Annotated in this window: 13 protein-coding genes and 1 riboswitch; of the genes, 7 read left to right on the forward strand and 6 right to left on the reverse strand. The window is 73.0% G+C overall.

Going from position 1 to position 14,819, the window contains the following annotated elements:
* The first annotated feature begins 42 nt into the window (after positions 1-42).
* Positions 43-151, forward strand: a riboswitch (TPP riboswitch).
* The 4 genes from thiO to pknB all read left to right on the forward strand — a co-directional run bounded on the left by thiO (position 149) and on the right by pknB (position 4,465).
* Positions 149-1,315: a glycine oxidase ThiO gene (thiO, locus tag V7E46_RS27165; protein WP_333770874.1), complete on the forward strand. Its 1,167-nt coding sequence runs from the start codon at positions 149-151 to the stop codon at positions 1,313-1,315. Its footprint overlaps the riboswitch before it by 3 nt.
* On the forward strand, positions 1,312-1,518 hold the full coding sequence (thiS, locus tag V7E46_RS27170) for a sulfur carrier protein ThiS (protein ID WP_333770875.1): 207 nt from the start codon (positions 1,312-1,314) through the stop codon (positions 1,516-1,518). The genes thiO and thiS overlap by 4 nt, the downstream gene beginning before the upstream one ends.
* 3 nt (positions 1,519-1,521) lie before the next feature.
* Complete coding sequence (locus V7E46_RS27175) at positions 1,522-2,334, forward strand: thiazole synthase (protein WP_333770876.1); 813 nt, start codon at positions 1,522-1,524, stop codon at positions 2,332-2,334.
* A gap of 145 nt (positions 2,335-2,479) precedes the next feature.
* A complete protein-coding gene (pknB, locus tag V7E46_RS27180; RefSeq protein ID WP_333770877.1) occupies positions 2,480-4,465 on the forward strand; it encodes a Stk1 family PASTA domain-containing Ser/Thr kinase in 1,986 nt (661 codons plus the stop codon).
* A 20-nt stretch (positions 4,466-4,485) separates the two neighbouring features.
* Here pknB and V7E46_RS27185 read toward each other — a convergent pair whose 3' ends face one another.
* Entirely contained in the window at positions 4,486-5,100 is a 615-nt protein-coding gene (locus V7E46_RS27185) for a sulfite oxidase-like oxidoreductase (RefSeq protein WP_333770878.1), read from the reverse strand.
* Between the two features lie 205 nt (positions 5,101-5,305).
* Between V7E46_RS27185 and bfr the strand changes: the two genes are divergently transcribed.
* Positions 5,306-5,785, forward strand: a complete 480-nt coding sequence (bfr, locus tag V7E46_RS27190; RefSeq protein WP_329179729.1) for a bacterioferritin — start codon at positions 5,306-5,308, stop codon at positions 5,783-5,785.
* Positions 5,786-5,801: 16 nt separating this feature from the next.
* Here the strand turns inward: bfr and V7E46_RS27195 are convergent, their stop codons facing one another.
* On the reverse strand, positions 5,802-6,092 hold the full coding sequence (locus V7E46_RS27195) for a (2Fe-2S)-binding protein (RefSeq protein WP_333770879.1): 291 nt from the start codon (positions 6,090-6,092) through the stop codon (positions 5,802-5,804).
* Positions 6,093-6,244: 152 nt separating this feature from the next.
* Complete coding sequence (locus V7E46_RS27200; protein WP_329179725.1) at positions 6,245-7,594, reverse strand: class II 3-deoxy-7-phosphoheptulonate synthase; 1,350 nt, start codon at positions 7,592-7,594, stop codon at positions 6,245-6,247.
* A gap of 260 nt (positions 7,595-7,854) precedes the next feature.
* Between V7E46_RS27200 and V7E46_RS27205 the strand changes: the two genes are divergently transcribed.
* Together V7E46_RS27205 and V7E46_RS27210 are read left to right on the forward strand one after the other, a co-directional pair.
* Positions 7,855-9,837 carry an N-acetylmuramoyl-L-alanine amidase gene (locus V7E46_RS27205; protein WP_333770880.1) on the forward strand — a complete coding sequence of 661 codons (1,983 nt, stop codon included), beginning with the start codon at positions 7,855-7,857 and terminating at the stop codon, positions 9,835-9,837.
* 188 nt (positions 9,838-10,025) lie between these two features.
* Entirely contained in the window at positions 10,026-11,948 is a 1,923-nt protein-coding gene (locus V7E46_RS27210; protein WP_333770881.1) for an anthranilate synthase family protein, read from the forward strand.
* Here V7E46_RS27210 and V7E46_RS27215 read toward each other — a convergent pair.
* From V7E46_RS27215 to macS, 3 genes are all read right to left on the reverse strand, one after another.
* Entirely contained in the window at positions 11,945-12,619 is a 675-nt protein-coding gene (locus V7E46_RS27215; RefSeq protein ID WP_333770882.1) for a uridine kinase family protein, read from the reverse strand. The genes V7E46_RS27210 and V7E46_RS27215 overlap by 4 nt on opposite strands.
* Positions 12,620-12,898: 279 nt before the next feature.
* A complete protein-coding gene (locus V7E46_RS27220) occupies positions 12,899-13,615 on the reverse strand; it encodes a response regulator transcription factor (RefSeq protein WP_333770883.1) in 717 nt (238 codons plus the stop codon).
* The gene (gene macS, locus V7E46_RS27225; RefSeq protein ID WP_443054361.1) at positions 13,612-14,796 is read right to left on the reverse strand and encodes a MacS family sensor histidine kinase; all 1,185 of its coding nucleotides are present in this window, start codon (positions 14,794-14,796) and stop codon (positions 13,612-13,614) included. The genes V7E46_RS27220 and macS overlap by 4 nt, the downstream gene beginning before the upstream one ends.
* Between the last annotated feature and the right edge of the window lie 23 nt (positions 14,797-14,819).

Here is a 14,819-nt window from a genome sequence, read left to right on the forward strand (position 1 = left end):
AGGCTGGGGCGGCGGAGTGGGGGGATAAGGTGAGACGCGCGAAGCGAACTCGCGGGAGCCCGGCGGACCGGGCTGAGAGGGCGGCTGACGGCCGCCGACCGTAGAACCTGATCCGGGTCATGCCGGCGAAGGGAGGAGCGGTAGTTCCATGCCTACCTGCAACCACGACGTACTGATCGTCGGCGGCGGAATCATCGGCCTGGTGACGGCCTGGCGCGCGGCGCAGCGCGGCCTGCGCACCGCGGTCGCCGACCCCGCGCCCGGCGGCGGCGCCGCCCACGTCGCGGCGGGAATGCTGGCCGCGGTCACCGAGCTGCAATACGGCGAGCAGACCCTGCTCGACCTGAACCTCGCCTCGGCGGCGCGCTATCCGGACTTCGTCGCCGAGCTGACGGACGCGACGGGCCTCGGCACCGGCTACCGCCCGTGCGGCACGCTGGCCGTCGCGCTGGACGCCGACGACCGCGCGCAACTGCGCGATCTGCACGCCTTCCAGACCTCGCTCGGCCTTGAGGCGCACTGGCTGAGCGGCCGGGAGTGCCGCCGGCTCGAACCGATGCTCGCCCCCGGCGTGCGCGGCGGGCTGCGGATCGACGGCGACCACCAGGTCGACCCGCGCCGGCTGGCGGCGGCGCTGCTGCGGGCGGCCGAGCTGGCCGGGGTGGCGTTCCTGCGCTCCGCGGTCGTCCGGGTGGGGTGCGCGGCCGACCGCGTCACGGGCGCGGTGCTCGCCGACGGCACGACGGTCGCCGCCGACCGCACGGTGCTGGCCGCGGGCAGCGGGAGCGGCCGGATCGCCGGCCTGCCTGCGGACGTACTGCCGCCGGTGCGGCCGGTCAAGGGCCAGATCCTGCGGCTGCGGATCCCGCCGGCGCACGCGCCGTTCCTGTCGCGCACGGTCCGCGCGGCGGTACGCGGCAGCCACGTCTACCTGGTGCCGCGCGAGGACGGCGAGCTGGTGCTCGGCGCGACCAGCGAGGAATCCGGCTGGGACACCACGGTGACCGCCGGCGGGGTCTACGAACTGCTGCGGGACGCGCACGAACTGGTGCCGGGCATCACCGAACTCCCGCTCACCGAGGCCCTGGCGGGCCTGCGCCCCGGCTCCCCCGACAACGCGCCGCTGCTCGGCCGTACCGCGCTCGACGGGCTGCTGCTGGCCACCGGGCACCACCGCAACGGGGTACTGCTCACCCCGGTCACCGGAGACGTCATGGCCGAGGCGCTGACCTCGGCCACGGGCGAACTCCCGGCCTACGCGCGTGCCTTCGGCGCCCAGCGGTTCTCACCGGTGCGACAGGAGCAGACCGCATGACGATCACCGTGCACGTCAACGGCGAGGCCCGCGCCCTGGACGCCCCGCTCGCGCTGGACGCCCTCGTCGCCACGCTCAGCTCCGCCCATTCCGGTGTGGCCGCCGCGCTCAACGACACGGTCGTGCCGCGTACCCGCTGGTCCGCCACGCCGCTCGCCGACGGCGACCGGGTCGAAGTGCTGACCGCGGTCCAGGGGGGCTGAGCCATGGCGACGGCCACCGGCGCCGTGACCGACCCGCTGCGGATCGGCGGGGCCGAATTCTCCTCCCGGCTGATCATGGGAACGGGCGGGGCGCCCAGCCTCGACGTGCTCGATCGGGCGCTGCTGGCGTCCGGTACCGAGGTGACGACCGTGGCCATGCGGCGGCTCGACCCGACGACGAAGGGCTCGGTGCTGTCGGTGCTGGCCCGGCACGGCATCCGGGTGCTGCCGAACACCGCGGGCTGCTTCACGGCGGGCGAGGCCGTACTGACCGCGCGGCTGGCCAGGGAGGCGCTGGGCACCGACTGGGTGAAGCTCGAAGTCATCGCGGACGAGCGGACGTTGCTGCCGGACCCGATCGAACTCCTCGACGCCGCCGAGACGTTGGTGGACGACGGCTTCACCGTGCTGCCGTACACCAATGACGACCCGGTGCTGGCGCGCAAGCTGGAGGACGTCGGGTGCGCCGCGGTCATGCCGCTGGGCTCCCCCATCGGCTCCGGCCTCGGCATCCGCAACCCGCACAATTTCCGGCTGATCGTCGAACGCGCGACCGTCCCCGTCATCCTGGACGCGGGCGCCGGGACCGCCTCGGACGTCGTCCTGGCGATGGAGCTGGGCTGCGCGGCGGTGATGCTCGCCTCCGCCGTCACCCGCGCCCAGCACCCGGTCCTGATGGCCGAGGCCATGCGCCACGCGGTCACCGCGGGCCGCCTCGCCCACCGGGCCGGCCGCATCCCCCGCCGCCACCACGCCCTGGCCTCCTCCCCCACCGCCGGCCTTCCCGACCTCGACCCGGAAAGACCCGCCTTCTGACCTGCGGCCCCGTCCGCTCTGCGCCGGGTCCGCTTTCGGGGCCGCCACCCGCGGTGTCACGGTTTGGTTCCGGAACACCACGGCACGGCCACAGTCCTGGCGCGTGCACCGGCGGTGTCGGGGGCGGATCGTAGAATCGGCCATCGTGGACACCACCGTGCAGGACCCGCTGGTCGGGCAGACGCTCGACGGGCGTTACCGCGTCGAGGCGCGTATCGCCGTCGGGGGGATGGCCACGGTCTACCGGGCCGTGGACACCCGCCTCGACCGCGTGCTCGCGCTGAAGGTGATGCACCCGGGGCTGGCGGCGGACACCGGCTTCGTGGAGCGGTTCATCCGGGAGGCCAAGGCCGTCGCGCGGCTGTCGCACACCAATGTGGTGGGGGTCTTCGACCAGGGCACCGACGGGACGTACGTCTATCTGGCCATGGAGTATGTGGCCGGGTGCACCCTGCGGGACGTGCTGCGCGAGCGCGGGGCGCTGTCGCCGCGGACGGCGCTGGACATTCTGGAGCCGGTGCTCGCGGCCCTCGGCGCCGCGCACAGGGCTGGGCTCGTGCACCGGGACATGAAGCCGGAGAATGTGCTGATCGGGGACGACGGCCGGGTCAAGGTCGCCGACTTCGGCCTGGTCAGGACGGTGGACACACAGACCAGCGTGTCGGGGGCACTGCTCGGCACGGTGTCGTATCTGGCCCCGGAGCAGATCGGCCACGGCACGGTCGACCAGCGCACGGACGTGTATGCGTGCGGGGTCATGCTGTACGAGATGCTGACCGGCGCCAAGCCGTACTCCGGCGACACGCCGATGCAGGTCATCATGCAGCGGCTGAACGAGGATGTGCCGCCGCCGTCCGCCGCCGTGCCGGGGGTGGCGCCGGGGCTTGACGCCCTGGTGGCGCGGACGACCTCGCGGGAGCCGGCGGGCCGCCCGGCCGACGCGGTGGCGATGTTCGCCGACGTACGGGCGGTGCGCGCGGGCCTGAGCCCGCAGGAACTGGACGACCGGCCGTACGAGGACGCGCGCACGGGCGGGTTCGAGGACGCGGTGCCGGGCGGCGCGGTCGGCTCGGAGGAGCCGACCAGCGTCGTGGCACGGCCGCCCGCGGCAACAGGCCAGGACTCGGACGCGCTGCACCGGACGACCCGGCTGCCGCTGCCGCCGCCGGAGGCACCGGATCCGCGGCACCCGGTGGCGCGGTCGTTCGCGTCGCCGCCACCGCCGCCGCCTGGCGGCAGGCCGCGCGCGGGGCGGGGCCGCAGGGGGCCGCTGGCCGTGCTGGCGGCGCTGCTGGTGATCCTCGGCGTCGGCGCGGGCGTCTGGTACGTCAGCGACGGCCAGTTCACCCATGTGCCGGCCGTGCTGGCGCTGTCGCAGGCCGACGCGCAGCACAAGCTGACGTCCGCGGGGCTGGACACCCGGGTGGACCAGGACTTCTCGCTGACCGTGCCGCGCGGCAGCGTCATTTCCACCGACCCGGCGCCGGGCAGGCGGATCCGCAGCAACGGCACGGTGAAGCTGACGGTGTCCAAGGGGCCGCGCGAGGTGCGGGTGCCCGACCTCAGGGGCCGCGGCCTGGCCGACGCGCAGCAGCGGCTCAGGGCGGCGGGGCTGACCCCGGGCGCGGTCACGAAGTCCTTCGACGACTCGGTCCCGCAGGGCCAGGTCATCGTGACGCGGCCTGCGGCCGGTACGCAGCGCGCCCCCGGCACCCCCGTGGCCCTCACCGTCTCGCGCGGTTCAGCGGTGGACGTGCCCGATGTGATCGGTGATTCGGTCACCGACGCGCAGCAGGAGCTCCAGGACGCGGGCTTCACGGTGGTGCTGGCGCCGGAGAAGGTCTTCTCCGACCAGGCCGACAAGGACACCGTCGCCGTGGAGTCCCCGGAGGGGGACACCCAGGCGGCGGCCGGCGACACGGTGACGATCACGGTGTCGAAGGGCCAGCAGCTCTTCCCGGTACCGGACGTCACGGGCAAGAAGTCGTCGGAGGCCAAGCAGACCCTCCAGGACGCCGGCTTCGACGTCCGGGTGATCAACCTGTTCTTCGGCAACTCCGTTTTCAGCCAGTCCCCCGACGGCGGCGGGCAGGCCCCGAAGGGCGCCACGGTCACCATCTGGGTGCGCTGACAATACGGGGTCCCGGAGGGCTAGATCTCCGGGCCGTCGCCCGGCTCCTCCTGGTACGAATAGCGCTGCTCGTTCCAGGGGTCGCCGAGGTTGTGGTAACCGCGTTCCTCCCAGAAACCGCGGCGGTCCGCCGTCATGTATTCGACGCCGCGGACCCACTTGGGGCCTTTCCAGGCGTAGAGCCCGGGAACGATCAGCCGGACAGGGAAGCCGTGTTCGGCGGTGAGGGGTTCGCCGCCCTTGTGGGTGGCGAATAGCGACTGGGCGTCGTGGAAGTCCTCGACCCGCAGGTTGGAGCTGAATCCGTATTCGGCCCAGACCATCACATGCGTCACGTCGTCCGCGGGCGGTGCGAGCTTCATCACGGTCGAGGTGGCGACGCCGCCCCATTCGATGTCGAGCATCGAGAATTTCGTGACGCAGTGGAAGTCGGCGACCACGGTTTCATAAGGGAGCGCGGAGAACTCCGCGTGATTCCAGCACGTCTTGTCGCCGTCCGCGGTCGCGCCGAAGACCCGGAACTCCCAGCGGTCGGGCTTGAATCGCGGCACCGGGCCGTAATGCGTGACGGGCCAGCCCCGCTGGATCCGCTGGCCCGGCGGCAGCTCTCCCGTGCGACGCTCGTACCGACCCATGCCTCCATGGTGACAGACCGGACGAGGTGCTTTTGACCGAGCACCGCCAGAACGGAAAAGCGTGCGGCCTGACGGAGAGAACCCGCACCGCGGAGGTGCGGCCCATTACGGTCACCGCGCGTAAGTGTTCACTTACTGGATCGGACCACTCCTCGGTGCGAGGATGCGCGCAACCACTCGTCCGAGCCGGAAGGACGGCGTTGCCATGCAGGGCGACCCCGAGGTCATCGAGTTCCTCAACGAACAGCTGACCGCTGAGCTGACAGCGATCAACCAGTATTTCCTGCACGCGAAGATGCAGGAGAACTTCGGCTGGGTGAAGCTCGCGAAGTACACCAGGGCCGAGTCGTTCGACGAGATGAAGCACGCGGAGATCCTGACCGACCGGATTCTTTTCCTCGAAGGCCTGCCGAACTACCAGCGCCTCTTCCATGTCAGGGTCGGGCAGACCGTCACCGAGATGTTCCAGGCCGACCGGCAGGTGGAGGTCGAGGCGATCGACCGGCTGCGCCGCGGTATCGACGTCATGCACGCCAAGGGCGACTTTACGTCGAAGAACATCTTCGAGTCGATCCTGACCGACGAGGAGCACCACATCGACTATCTCGACACGCAGCTCGAACTGATCGAGAAGCTGGGTGAGGCGCTCTACCTCGCGCAGGTGATCGAGCAGCCGGACAGCTGAGCCGTACGCCCGCCGGTCAGGCGGCGCGCACTCCGGGCGGCAGCGGGCGGGCACCGGAGACCTCCGGCTGCGGCGCCCCGTCGCGTACGAGGACGACCGGCGCGGCGGGGTCGCCCGCGGGCTCCGGCGCCGTACGGGTCGCCCAGCCGGTACCGCGGCCGAGCAGGCTCTGGATGCGCTTGACGCAGGACCCGCAGTCCGTGCCCGCCTTGCAGGCGGAGGCGATCTGCCGGGGAGTGCAGCGACCGTCGTCGGCGTGCTGCTTGACCTGCTGCTCGGTGATGCCGAAGCAGGAGCAGACGTACACGCGGTCACCGCCGTTCCGGGTCCTGAGGAGCTGAGGTAACCCTTACCTTACCTGTCGGCCAGGATGCGGAAAAGCGACAAGGGGCACGGATCGATGTGATCCGCGCCCCTTCCGTACCGCCTCGTGCCGGCCGTGACGGCCGCCGCCCCGGGCTACTGCCCGCGGTACATCTCCGCGACCAGGAAGGCCAGGTCGAGCGACTGGCTGCGGTTGAGCCGCGGGTCGCACGCCGTCTCGTACCGCTGGTGCAGGTCGTCCACGAAGATCTCGTCGCCGCCGCCGACGCATTCGGTGACGTCGTCGCCGGTCAGCTCGACGTGGATGCCGCCCGGGTGGGTGCCCAGCGAGTGGTGGACCTCGAAGAAGCCCTTGACCTCGTCGAGCACGTCGTCGAAGCGCCGGGTCTTGTGGCCCGAGGCGGCCTCGAAGGTGTTGCCGTGCATCGGGTCGCAGATCCACACGACCTGCGCGCCGGACGCGGAGACCTTCTCCACCAGCGTCGGCAGCTTGTCGCGGACCTTGTCCGCGCCCATCCGCACGATGAAGGTCAGCCGGCCCGGGTCGCGGTCCGGGTCGAGCCGGTCGATGTAGGTCAGCGCCTCCTCCGGCGTGGTGCCGGGGCCGAGCTTCACACCGATCGGGTTGCTGATCCGGGAGGCGAACTCGATGTGCGCGCCGTCCAGCTGCCGGGTGCGCTCACCGATCCACACCATGTGGCCCGAGACGTCGTAGAGCTTGCCGGTGCGCGAGTCGGTACGGGTCAGCGCCGTCTCGTAGTCCAGCAGCAGCGCCTCGTGGGAGGCGTAGAACTCGACGGTACGGAATTCCGCCGGGTCGGTACCGCAGGCCGCCATGAAGTTCAGCGCGTTGTCGATCTCGCGGGCCAGCGCCTCGTAGCGCTGCCCGGACGGCGAGGACTTCACGAAGTCCTGGTTCCAGGCGTGCACCTGGCGCAGGTCGGCGTAACCGCCGGTGGTGAAGGCGCGGACCAGATTCAGCGTGGACGCGGACGCGTGGTACATCCGCTTGAGGCGCTCGGGGTCGGGGGTGCGGGCCTGCTCGGTGAATTCGAAGCCGTTGACGGAGTCGCCGCGGTAGGTCGGCAGGGTGACGCCGTCGCGGGTCTCGGTCGGCTTGGAGCGCGGCTTGCTGTACTGCCCGGCGATCCGCCCGACCTTGACCACCGGCACCGAGGCCGCGTACGTGAGGACCGCTCCCATCTGGAGCAGCGTCTTGAGCTTGTTGCGGATCTGGTCGGCGCCGACCCCGTCGAACGCCTCGGCGCAGTCGCCGCCCTGGAGCAGGAACGCCTCGCCCCTGGCGACCGACGCCAGCCGGCTGCGCAGCTGGTCGCACTCCCCGGCGAAGACGAGCGGCGGATACGAGGCGAGGTCGGCGATCACATCGCGCAGAGCCTCGGAGTCGGGCCACTCGGGCTGCTGCGCCGCGGGAAGAGCGTGCCAGGTGTTGCCCCCGGCGTGGATGTCTGCGTTCACGGTCACGGGCCCCACATTACGGGGTCGTGTCACCTGCTTTTCGTCCCGCTCAGTGGGTGAGACATGCCGTCCGCGCCACTAACCGGGAATCCGGACATACCACTGTTAACGTCAACCCGTTTCCGAGCCGACCGCCGCCCTGCGAGGCGACGGCTCCCAGGGAGCGCGTGCCGCGAGCACGCGGGAAGGCCGAGGGAAGCATGACGTGCAGACATGGCAGAGGCAGGCGCAGCGGCAGGTCGTGGGCCGGCCGCGGAGCCGGCGCGGTGGCGCTGGCCACCGTGGCCGCCTACGGCGGCACGGCAGTGGCGAGCCAGTCCGGCAGCGCGCCGGGCGCCGCCCCCGCCACCACGCTCCAGGCGGACTTCGCCGCCGCGGCCCGGGAGTTCCGGGTGCCGCAGAGCGTGCTGCTCGCGGTCTCCTACCGGGAGACGCGCTGGGAGTCGCACCAGGGCACACCGAGCACCACCGGCAACTACAACGTGATGGGCCTGACGCAGGTCGCGGACGCCGACCTCGGACAACTGTCGGGCACCGACCGGCTGGCGCACCTCGACCTCAGCGGCGACCCGCTGGTGTCCCGGAACTTCGACGCCGCCCGGGCGCTGGGCACCGACCGGTCGAAGGCCGACGCCGCCGACCCGCGGCTGCACACCCTGGACGCCGCGGCGGAGCTGATCGGCGCCGCCCCGGCCGAGGTGCGCACCGACCCGCGGCAGAGCGTACGGGCGGGCGCCGCGCTGCTGGCGCGGTACGAGAAGGCGGCCGTCGGGTCGCTGCCCGCCGACCCGGGCCGCTGGTGGGCCGGTATCGCCCGCTACAGCCAGTCCCCCGAGGCGGGCGGCGCCACCCGGTTCGTGCAGCGGGTCTTCGACTCGGTGCGGTCGGGCGAGAGCCGGGTCACCGCCGACGGCCAGGCGCTGACGCTGGCCGCCGACCCGGCGCTGGCCCCGGTCCGGCCCGCGACGGTGCCGCTGGCGCCGGGCGCCGCGCCGCCCGCGGACCCCGCGTCCACCCCCGCCCCCGAGTGCCCGGCGGAGCTGCACTGCGCCTTCGTCCCGGCCGCCTACGCCAAGGCCGGCACGGCGGCCGACGACTTCGGCAACTACAACGTGGCGAACCGCCCCGCGGGCGGCGAGGACATCCGCTCCATCGTCATCCACGACATGGAAGGCACCTTCCAGGGCAGCATCGACGAATTCCAGAACCCCAGCGGATACGCCAGCGCGCACTACCTGGTCGGCGACGACGGCCGGGTCACCCAGATGGTGCGGCTCAAGGACGAGGCGTGGCACTCGGCGAACAAGACCGTGAACATGCACTCGGTCGGCGTGGAGCACGAGGGCTGGGCGATCAAGACCGGCGACTGGTTCACCGAGCAGGAGTACGACTCCTCCGCCGTCCTGGTGAAATTCCTGGCCCGGAAATTCGGCATCCCGCTGGACCGCGAGCACATCATCGGCCACGACGAGGTGCCCGGGGTGCTGGACGCGAAGGTCGCGGCGCAGCACTGGGACCCCGGCCCCTACTGGGACTGGAACCACTACATGGCGCTGCTGGGCGCCCCGGAGGCGGCGGTCGGCCCGCCCGCGGCCGGGCAGCTGGTCCGGGTGGTGCCGCCGTACACCACGGCGAACCAGCCGCAGCTCACCAGCGGCGGCAAGCCGGTCGCCGCGCACCCGGCCGGCTTCGTCTACCTCTACACCTCGCCGGCCACCACCGCGGCGCTGCCCGCCGACCCGTACCTGGGCGGCGCGCTGTGGAGCGACGGCTCGAACTGGGCGGACAAGGTCCCGGCGGGCGGCGCCTATGTCGTCGCGGCCACGCAGACCGACTGGACGGCGATCTGGTACCAGGGCCGCAAGCTGTGGTTCCACAACCCGGGTGGCCAGGACACCTCGGTCCTGCCCGCGACCCCGGTGCTCACCCCGAAGTCCGGCACGATCCCGGTCTACGGCCGGGCCTACCCGCAGGACGCGGCCTACGCGGGGACCGGTGTGCCCGTCCAGCCGGCCAACTCCACCGCCCTGACGAAGTACACCGTCGCGGCGGGCCAGGCCTACGCGCAGGCCGGACCCGAGGCGGTGGGCGACTACTGGTACGCGGGCAGCTTCGCCGGCACCGCGGCCGGCGACCGCACCCTGGTCACCGGCACCGACCTGTTCTACCCGATCCGCTACAACCACCGCGTCGCCTGGCTGCGGGCCGGCGATGTGCAGCGGATCACCAGCACCGCCCCGATGCGCTAGGGTCATGCCCATGCACGCGCACAATTCACCGACGACGCATCAGAACTGGTGGTGGACCGCTCATCCGGCGGCCCACTGAATTCGCGCGTAGCAGCAGCACTTCGCGAAGGCCGCCCGCAGGGGCGGCCTTCGGCGTTTCCCGGCCCGGTCGCCGCCCCTTCCCCGCCGTCAAGGAAGGACCACCGACCGTGCCACGAAACCCCGACGCCGTACGGCTCGTCGCCCGTCTGCTCACCCCCGGCCACCCGCCGTTCGCCCTGCTGCACCGCAGGACGCCCGGCCGGCCCGAGGCGGTCGTGGAGGTGCTCACCGGCCCGGTGGCCACCGTCGCCCGGCTCGCCGACATCGCGCTGCCCACCGGCCCGGCCGACGGCGGCCCCCGCACCGACGCCCTGGCCCTGATCCCCTTCCGGCAGATCCGCGAACGCGGTTTCGACGTCCGCGACGACGGCACCCCGCTGGTCGTCCTGCACCCCGAGCAGACCCTCGAACTCCCGCTCACCGACCTGCTCGACGCGCTGCCCGACACCCCCGTACGGGTCGAGGACGGCGCTTTCGACGTCGGCGACGACGCCTACGCCGACATCGTCGGGCGGGTCATCGAGGACGAGATCGGCCGCGGCGAGGGCGCCAACTTCGTGATCCGCCGCACCTTCCGCGGCAGCATCCCCGGCTACGGCCCGGACGCCGCCCTCGCGCTCTTCGCCCGGCTGCTGCGCGGCGAACGCGGCGCCTACTGGACGTACGTGGTGCACACCCCGGAGCGCACCCTGGTCGGCGCGAGCCCCGAGGTGCACGTGCGGATGTCCGGCGGCACGGTCGTGATGAACCCGATCAGCGGCACCTACCGCTACCCGCCGCAGGGCCCGAGCGCCGCCGGGCTGCTGGAGTTCCTCGCCGACCCCAAGGAGGCCGAGGAGCTGACCATGGTGGTGGACGAGGAACTGAAGATGATGTGCACCGTCTGCGACCTCGGCGGGGTCGTGGTCGGCCCGCGGCTGAAGGAGATGGCGCACCTCGCGCACACCGAGTACGAGCTGCGCGGGCGCTCCACGCTCGATGTCCGCGAGGTGCTGCGCGAGACGATGTTCGCCGCGACGGTGACCGGCTCGCCGGTGCAGAACGCCTGCCGGGTCATCGAGCGCCACGAGCCCGGCGGGCGCGGCTACTACGCGGGGGCGCTGGCCCTGATCGGCCGGGACGCGGGCGGCGCCCAGACGCTGGACTCCCCCATCCTGATCCGCACCGCCGACATCTCCCCCTCCGGCGAGCTGCGCGTCCCGGTCGGCGCGACCCTCGTGCGGCACTCCCGGCCGCACGCCGAGGTCGCCGAGACCCACGCCAAGGCCGCGGGTGTGCTCACCGCGCTCGGGGTGCGCGAGGCGCAGGGCGGCGCCCCGGGCGCGACCCGGCCGCGGCTGGCCGACGACATCCGGGTACGCGCCGCGCTCGACGCCCGCAGGGCGCACCTGGCGCCGTTCTGGCTGCGGATGCAGACCGGGCACCCCCGGCCGTCCGCGCACGCCCTGGTCGTCGACGGCGAGGACACCTTCACCGCGATGCTGGCCCACCTGCTGAGATCCTCGGGCCACGCGGTGACCGTACGCCGCTACGACGACCCGGAGCTGCGGGCCGCCGCCCTGCGCCACGAGGGGCCGGTCGTGCTCGGCCCCGGACCCGGCGACCCGGCCGACACCGCGGACCCGAAGATGCGCTTCCTGCGGAAGCTGGCCGCCGACCTCGTCCGCGACCACCCGCACGGCCTGCTCGGGGTCTGCCTCGGCCACGAGCTGCTGGCCGCAGAACTGGGCCTGGACCTGGTCCGCAAGGCCGAGCCCTTCCAGGGCGCCCAGCGGACGATCGACCTCTTCGGCCACAAGGAGACGGTCGGCTTCTACAACTCCTTCACCGCCCGCTGCGACGAGACCGCCGCGGAGGAACTGGCGATGCACCGGGTCGAGCTGAGCCGCGACCCGGGCACCGGCGACATCCACGCGATGCGCGGCCCGGGCTTCGCGGGCGTGCAGTTCCACCCGGAGTCGGTGCTGACGCTGAACGGCGCGGAGATCGCCGCGGGCCTGCTCGCGGAGGTCCTGGCGCCGGCGGGCTAGACGGGGACGGCACCGCTGCCCGCGACCTGGTGGCCGGCGAGTGCCACGGCGCTCGCCTGCCGGGCGTGCTCAGGTCTGACCGGCTCCTTGAGGACCGGGCCGACCAGCCGCATCACCGCGGCCAGCAGGTCGATCTCCGGCGCGGTCCCGTCCAGCACCAGGTCGGCCCGGTTGCGGGACGGGGCGACGTATTCGGCGTGCCGCTCCCTGCCGTGCGACAGGTAGTTGCGCAGGGACACGCCGGGGTCCTGGCGCTGCACCTCGATCTTGCGGAGGATCTTCCTGGCCAGCCGGATGTCGTCCGGGGTGTCGACGTAGACCCGCCAGGCGGCCCGGCCCGCGACCGCGGGCAGGGTCAGCGCGAACAGGCCCTCGACCACCACCAGGCGGTAGCGGCCCGACCCGGCGGCCGCGTCGATCGCGGCGGTCACCGCGGTCGCGTCGATGGACCCCGGGTGATTCCAGTCCAGGGTCTCCGCGCCGGTCGCGCTCAGCGTCCTGACGCCGCGCAGCGGATCGTGCGCGGACACGTAGAAGTCGTCGAGATGGATCAGTCCGACAGTGTCGGGGTGGTGCAGCGCCAGCGCATCGGCAAGGGTGGACTTGCCGGATGCGGTGCCGCCTGCGACCGCCAGTACGGGCACGCAGAGCCCGCTCGCCACACCCGCCATACCGGGCGCTCCTCTTGTGCTCAAAGGGGGAAACGAAGCGGCCGGACTAGCCGGGTGCAGGGAGAATAGGTCCCGGAGAACACCTGCGGCAAGCGCTGTCGGCATGCGTCTTCCCGGGAAGGCCCGCAGGCCCGCCGCGCGGGCCGGAGAAGACGCCCGCGTCGGCGTAGAGCGCCGGTCCCGCGGTCCCGGTCCCGGCGGTCGCGCCACCGGCCGGCGCCCGGACGCCGCCGGTGGTGTGCGGCGCGGCAGTCCTCCCGGACCCCGCGTCCGCCCAGGTCACATGGCGCTGTCCTCGCGGGCCTGCGGGTCCTCGTCGAGACCGGCCTCGATCGCGTACCGGACCAGCTCCACGCGGTTGTGCAGCTGGAGCTTGCCGAGGGTGTTCTGCACGTGGTTCTGCACGGTCCGGTGCGATATGACCAGGCGCTGGGCTATCTGCTTGTAGCTCAGCCCCTTCGCGACCAGCCGCAGCACCTCGGTCTCCCGCTCGGTCAGCCGGGGCGCGGCGGCGCCGCCCGCCGCGGCGGGCGGCGGGACGGTGGCGAGGCGGCGGTATTCGCCCAGCACCAGGCCCGCCAGGCCGGGGGTGAAGACCGGGTCGCCCACGGCGGTCCTGCGCACCGCGGCGACCAGCTCCTCGCGGCCCGCGGACTTGAGCAGATAGCCGGTCGCGCCGGATTTCACCGCTTCCAGGACGTCGGTGTGCTCGCCGCTGGCGGACAGCACCAGGACCCGCATCGCCGGATCGCCCGCCACGACCTCCTTGCAGACCCGCACCCCTGACGCGCCGGGCAGGTTGAGGTCGAGGACCAGCACCTGCGGGCGGGCCGCCCTGGCGCGGCGGATCGCCTCGGGGCCGTCGCCCGCGGTCGCCACCACCTGGAAGCCGGCCTCGGTCAGGTCGCGGGCCACCGCGTCACGCCACATCGGGTGGTCGTCCACCACCATCACCGTGACCGTCTGCTGTGCTGCCAGGTCGTCGCCGACCGTCATGCGGTGCCTCCTCCGTTGGCGGCGACCGGGGTCGCCCCGTCCTGTACGCGCTCCGCCCTGGGCAGCCGCAGCTCCACTTCGGTGCCCTGGCCCGGCAGCGACATCAGCTCAGCGGTGCCCCCGAGGTCGCGCAGCCGGCCGCGGATCGACTGGGCCACCCCGAGCCGCCCCTCGTCCGCCGCGGCGGACAGCCGGCCTGCCGCGATACCGGGGCCGTCGTCGCGCACGGTCACCAGCACCGCGTCCGGCTCGTCCTCCACGAGGATCCAGGCGTGCGCCCGCTCGCCCGCGTGCCGCCGTACGTTGTCCAGCGCCGCCCCCGCCGCGGCGGCCAGTTCCGCTGCCGCCGCCGGGTCGAGCAGCACCGGGGTGCCGGGCGCGGACAGCGTCACCCGGGCCGAGGCGTACGGCGCGAGCAGTGTCCGCAGGTCGTGCGGCCCCCCGGGCACGTCGTCCGCGGTGCGCGGCAGGGGGATCGGGGCGCCGCTGATCAGGCTTCGCAGCGCGGCCTCCTGCTCCCCGGCCATCCGGCCCAGCTCGGCGGCCTCGCCCCCGGCCTGATTGCCGCGCCGCTGGACCATCGCCAGCACCTGGAGCACCCCGTCGTGGATGTCCCGGGCCAGCCGTTCCCGCTCCCGGGTGGCGGCCTCGATCTGGAGGGCGCGGGCCAGCGTCCGCTCACTGATCCTCGCGACCTCGACGACATAGCCGATGCCGATGCTGGCGACCCAGACCAGCAGCACATTGCGCAGGGTCTCGCGGCCCGCCCCGCCGCGCTCGACCAGGTCCGCGACCGCGACCAGCGAGGAGGCGGCGGCGGCCCACCGCCAGCCGCCCTTGATCGCGAAGGCCAGCACGGAGCCGGCCGTCCAGATGGACGGCAGCGTGAAGGAGCCGGACGTGATCCGCTCCTGGGTGTCCACGAGGGCGGTCAGCAGTATCCCGGTGATCGCCAGCGTCAGGTCGGCGGCGAGGAAGCCCTTGGTGCAGCGCCGGGCCGACATCACCCGGCCGAGCGTGGACAGCGTCCACACGCCCAGGACGCCGAGGTAGATTCCGCCGGGCAGCGGGTGCCGCAGGTCGTGGTAGGCGTAGCAGTACAGCCCGACCGCGTACCCCATCGTCAGGACGCGGTACGCCACGAGGGCGCGCCACAGTGGCTGCTCCACGGACATGCGCATCCCCGCGCCCCCCTCCTCCCGGC

The sequence above is a fragment of the Streptomyces sp. IBSBF 2435 genome (assembly GCF_036815005.1).
Classification (GTDB): domain Bacteria; phylum Actinomycetota; class Actinomycetes; order Streptomycetales; family Streptomycetaceae; genus Actinacidiphila.

What these genes read in the sequence shown, in the direction of transcription:
- V7E46_RS27185 (WP_333770878.1), bottom strand. Translation starts at nt 5,100, where the DNA reads ATGGGTCGGTACGAGCGTCGCACGGGAGAGCTGCCGCCGGGCCAGCGG.
- V7E46_RS27175 (WP_333770876.1), top strand. Translation starts at nt 1,522, where the DNA reads ATGGCGACGGCCACCGGCGCCGTGACCGACCCGCTGCGGATCGGCGGG.
- thiS (WP_333770875.1), top strand. Translation starts at nt 1,312, where the DNA reads ATGACGATCACCGTGCACGTCAACGGCGAGGCCCGCGCCCTGGACGCC.
- V7E46_RS27215 (WP_333770882.1), bottom strand. Translation starts at nt 12,619, where the DNA reads ATGGCGGGTGTGGCGAGCGGGCTCTGCGTGCCCGTACTGGCGGTCGCA.
- V7E46_RS27220 (WP_333770883.1), bottom strand. Translation starts at nt 13,615, where the DNA reads ATGACGGTCGGCGACGACCTGGCAGCACAGCAGACGGTCACGGTGATG.
- bfr (WP_329179729.1), top strand. Translation starts at nt 5,306, where the DNA reads ATGCAGGGCGACCCCGAGGTCATCGAGTTCCTCAACGAACAGCTGACC.
- macS (WP_443054361.1), bottom strand. Translation starts at nt 14,796, where the DNA reads ATGCGCATGTCCGTGGAGCAGCCACTGTGGCGCGCCCTCGTGGCGTAC.
- thiO (WP_333770874.1), top strand. Translation starts at nt 149, where the DNA reads ATGCCTACCTGCAACCACGACGTACTGATCGTCGGCGGCGGAATCATC.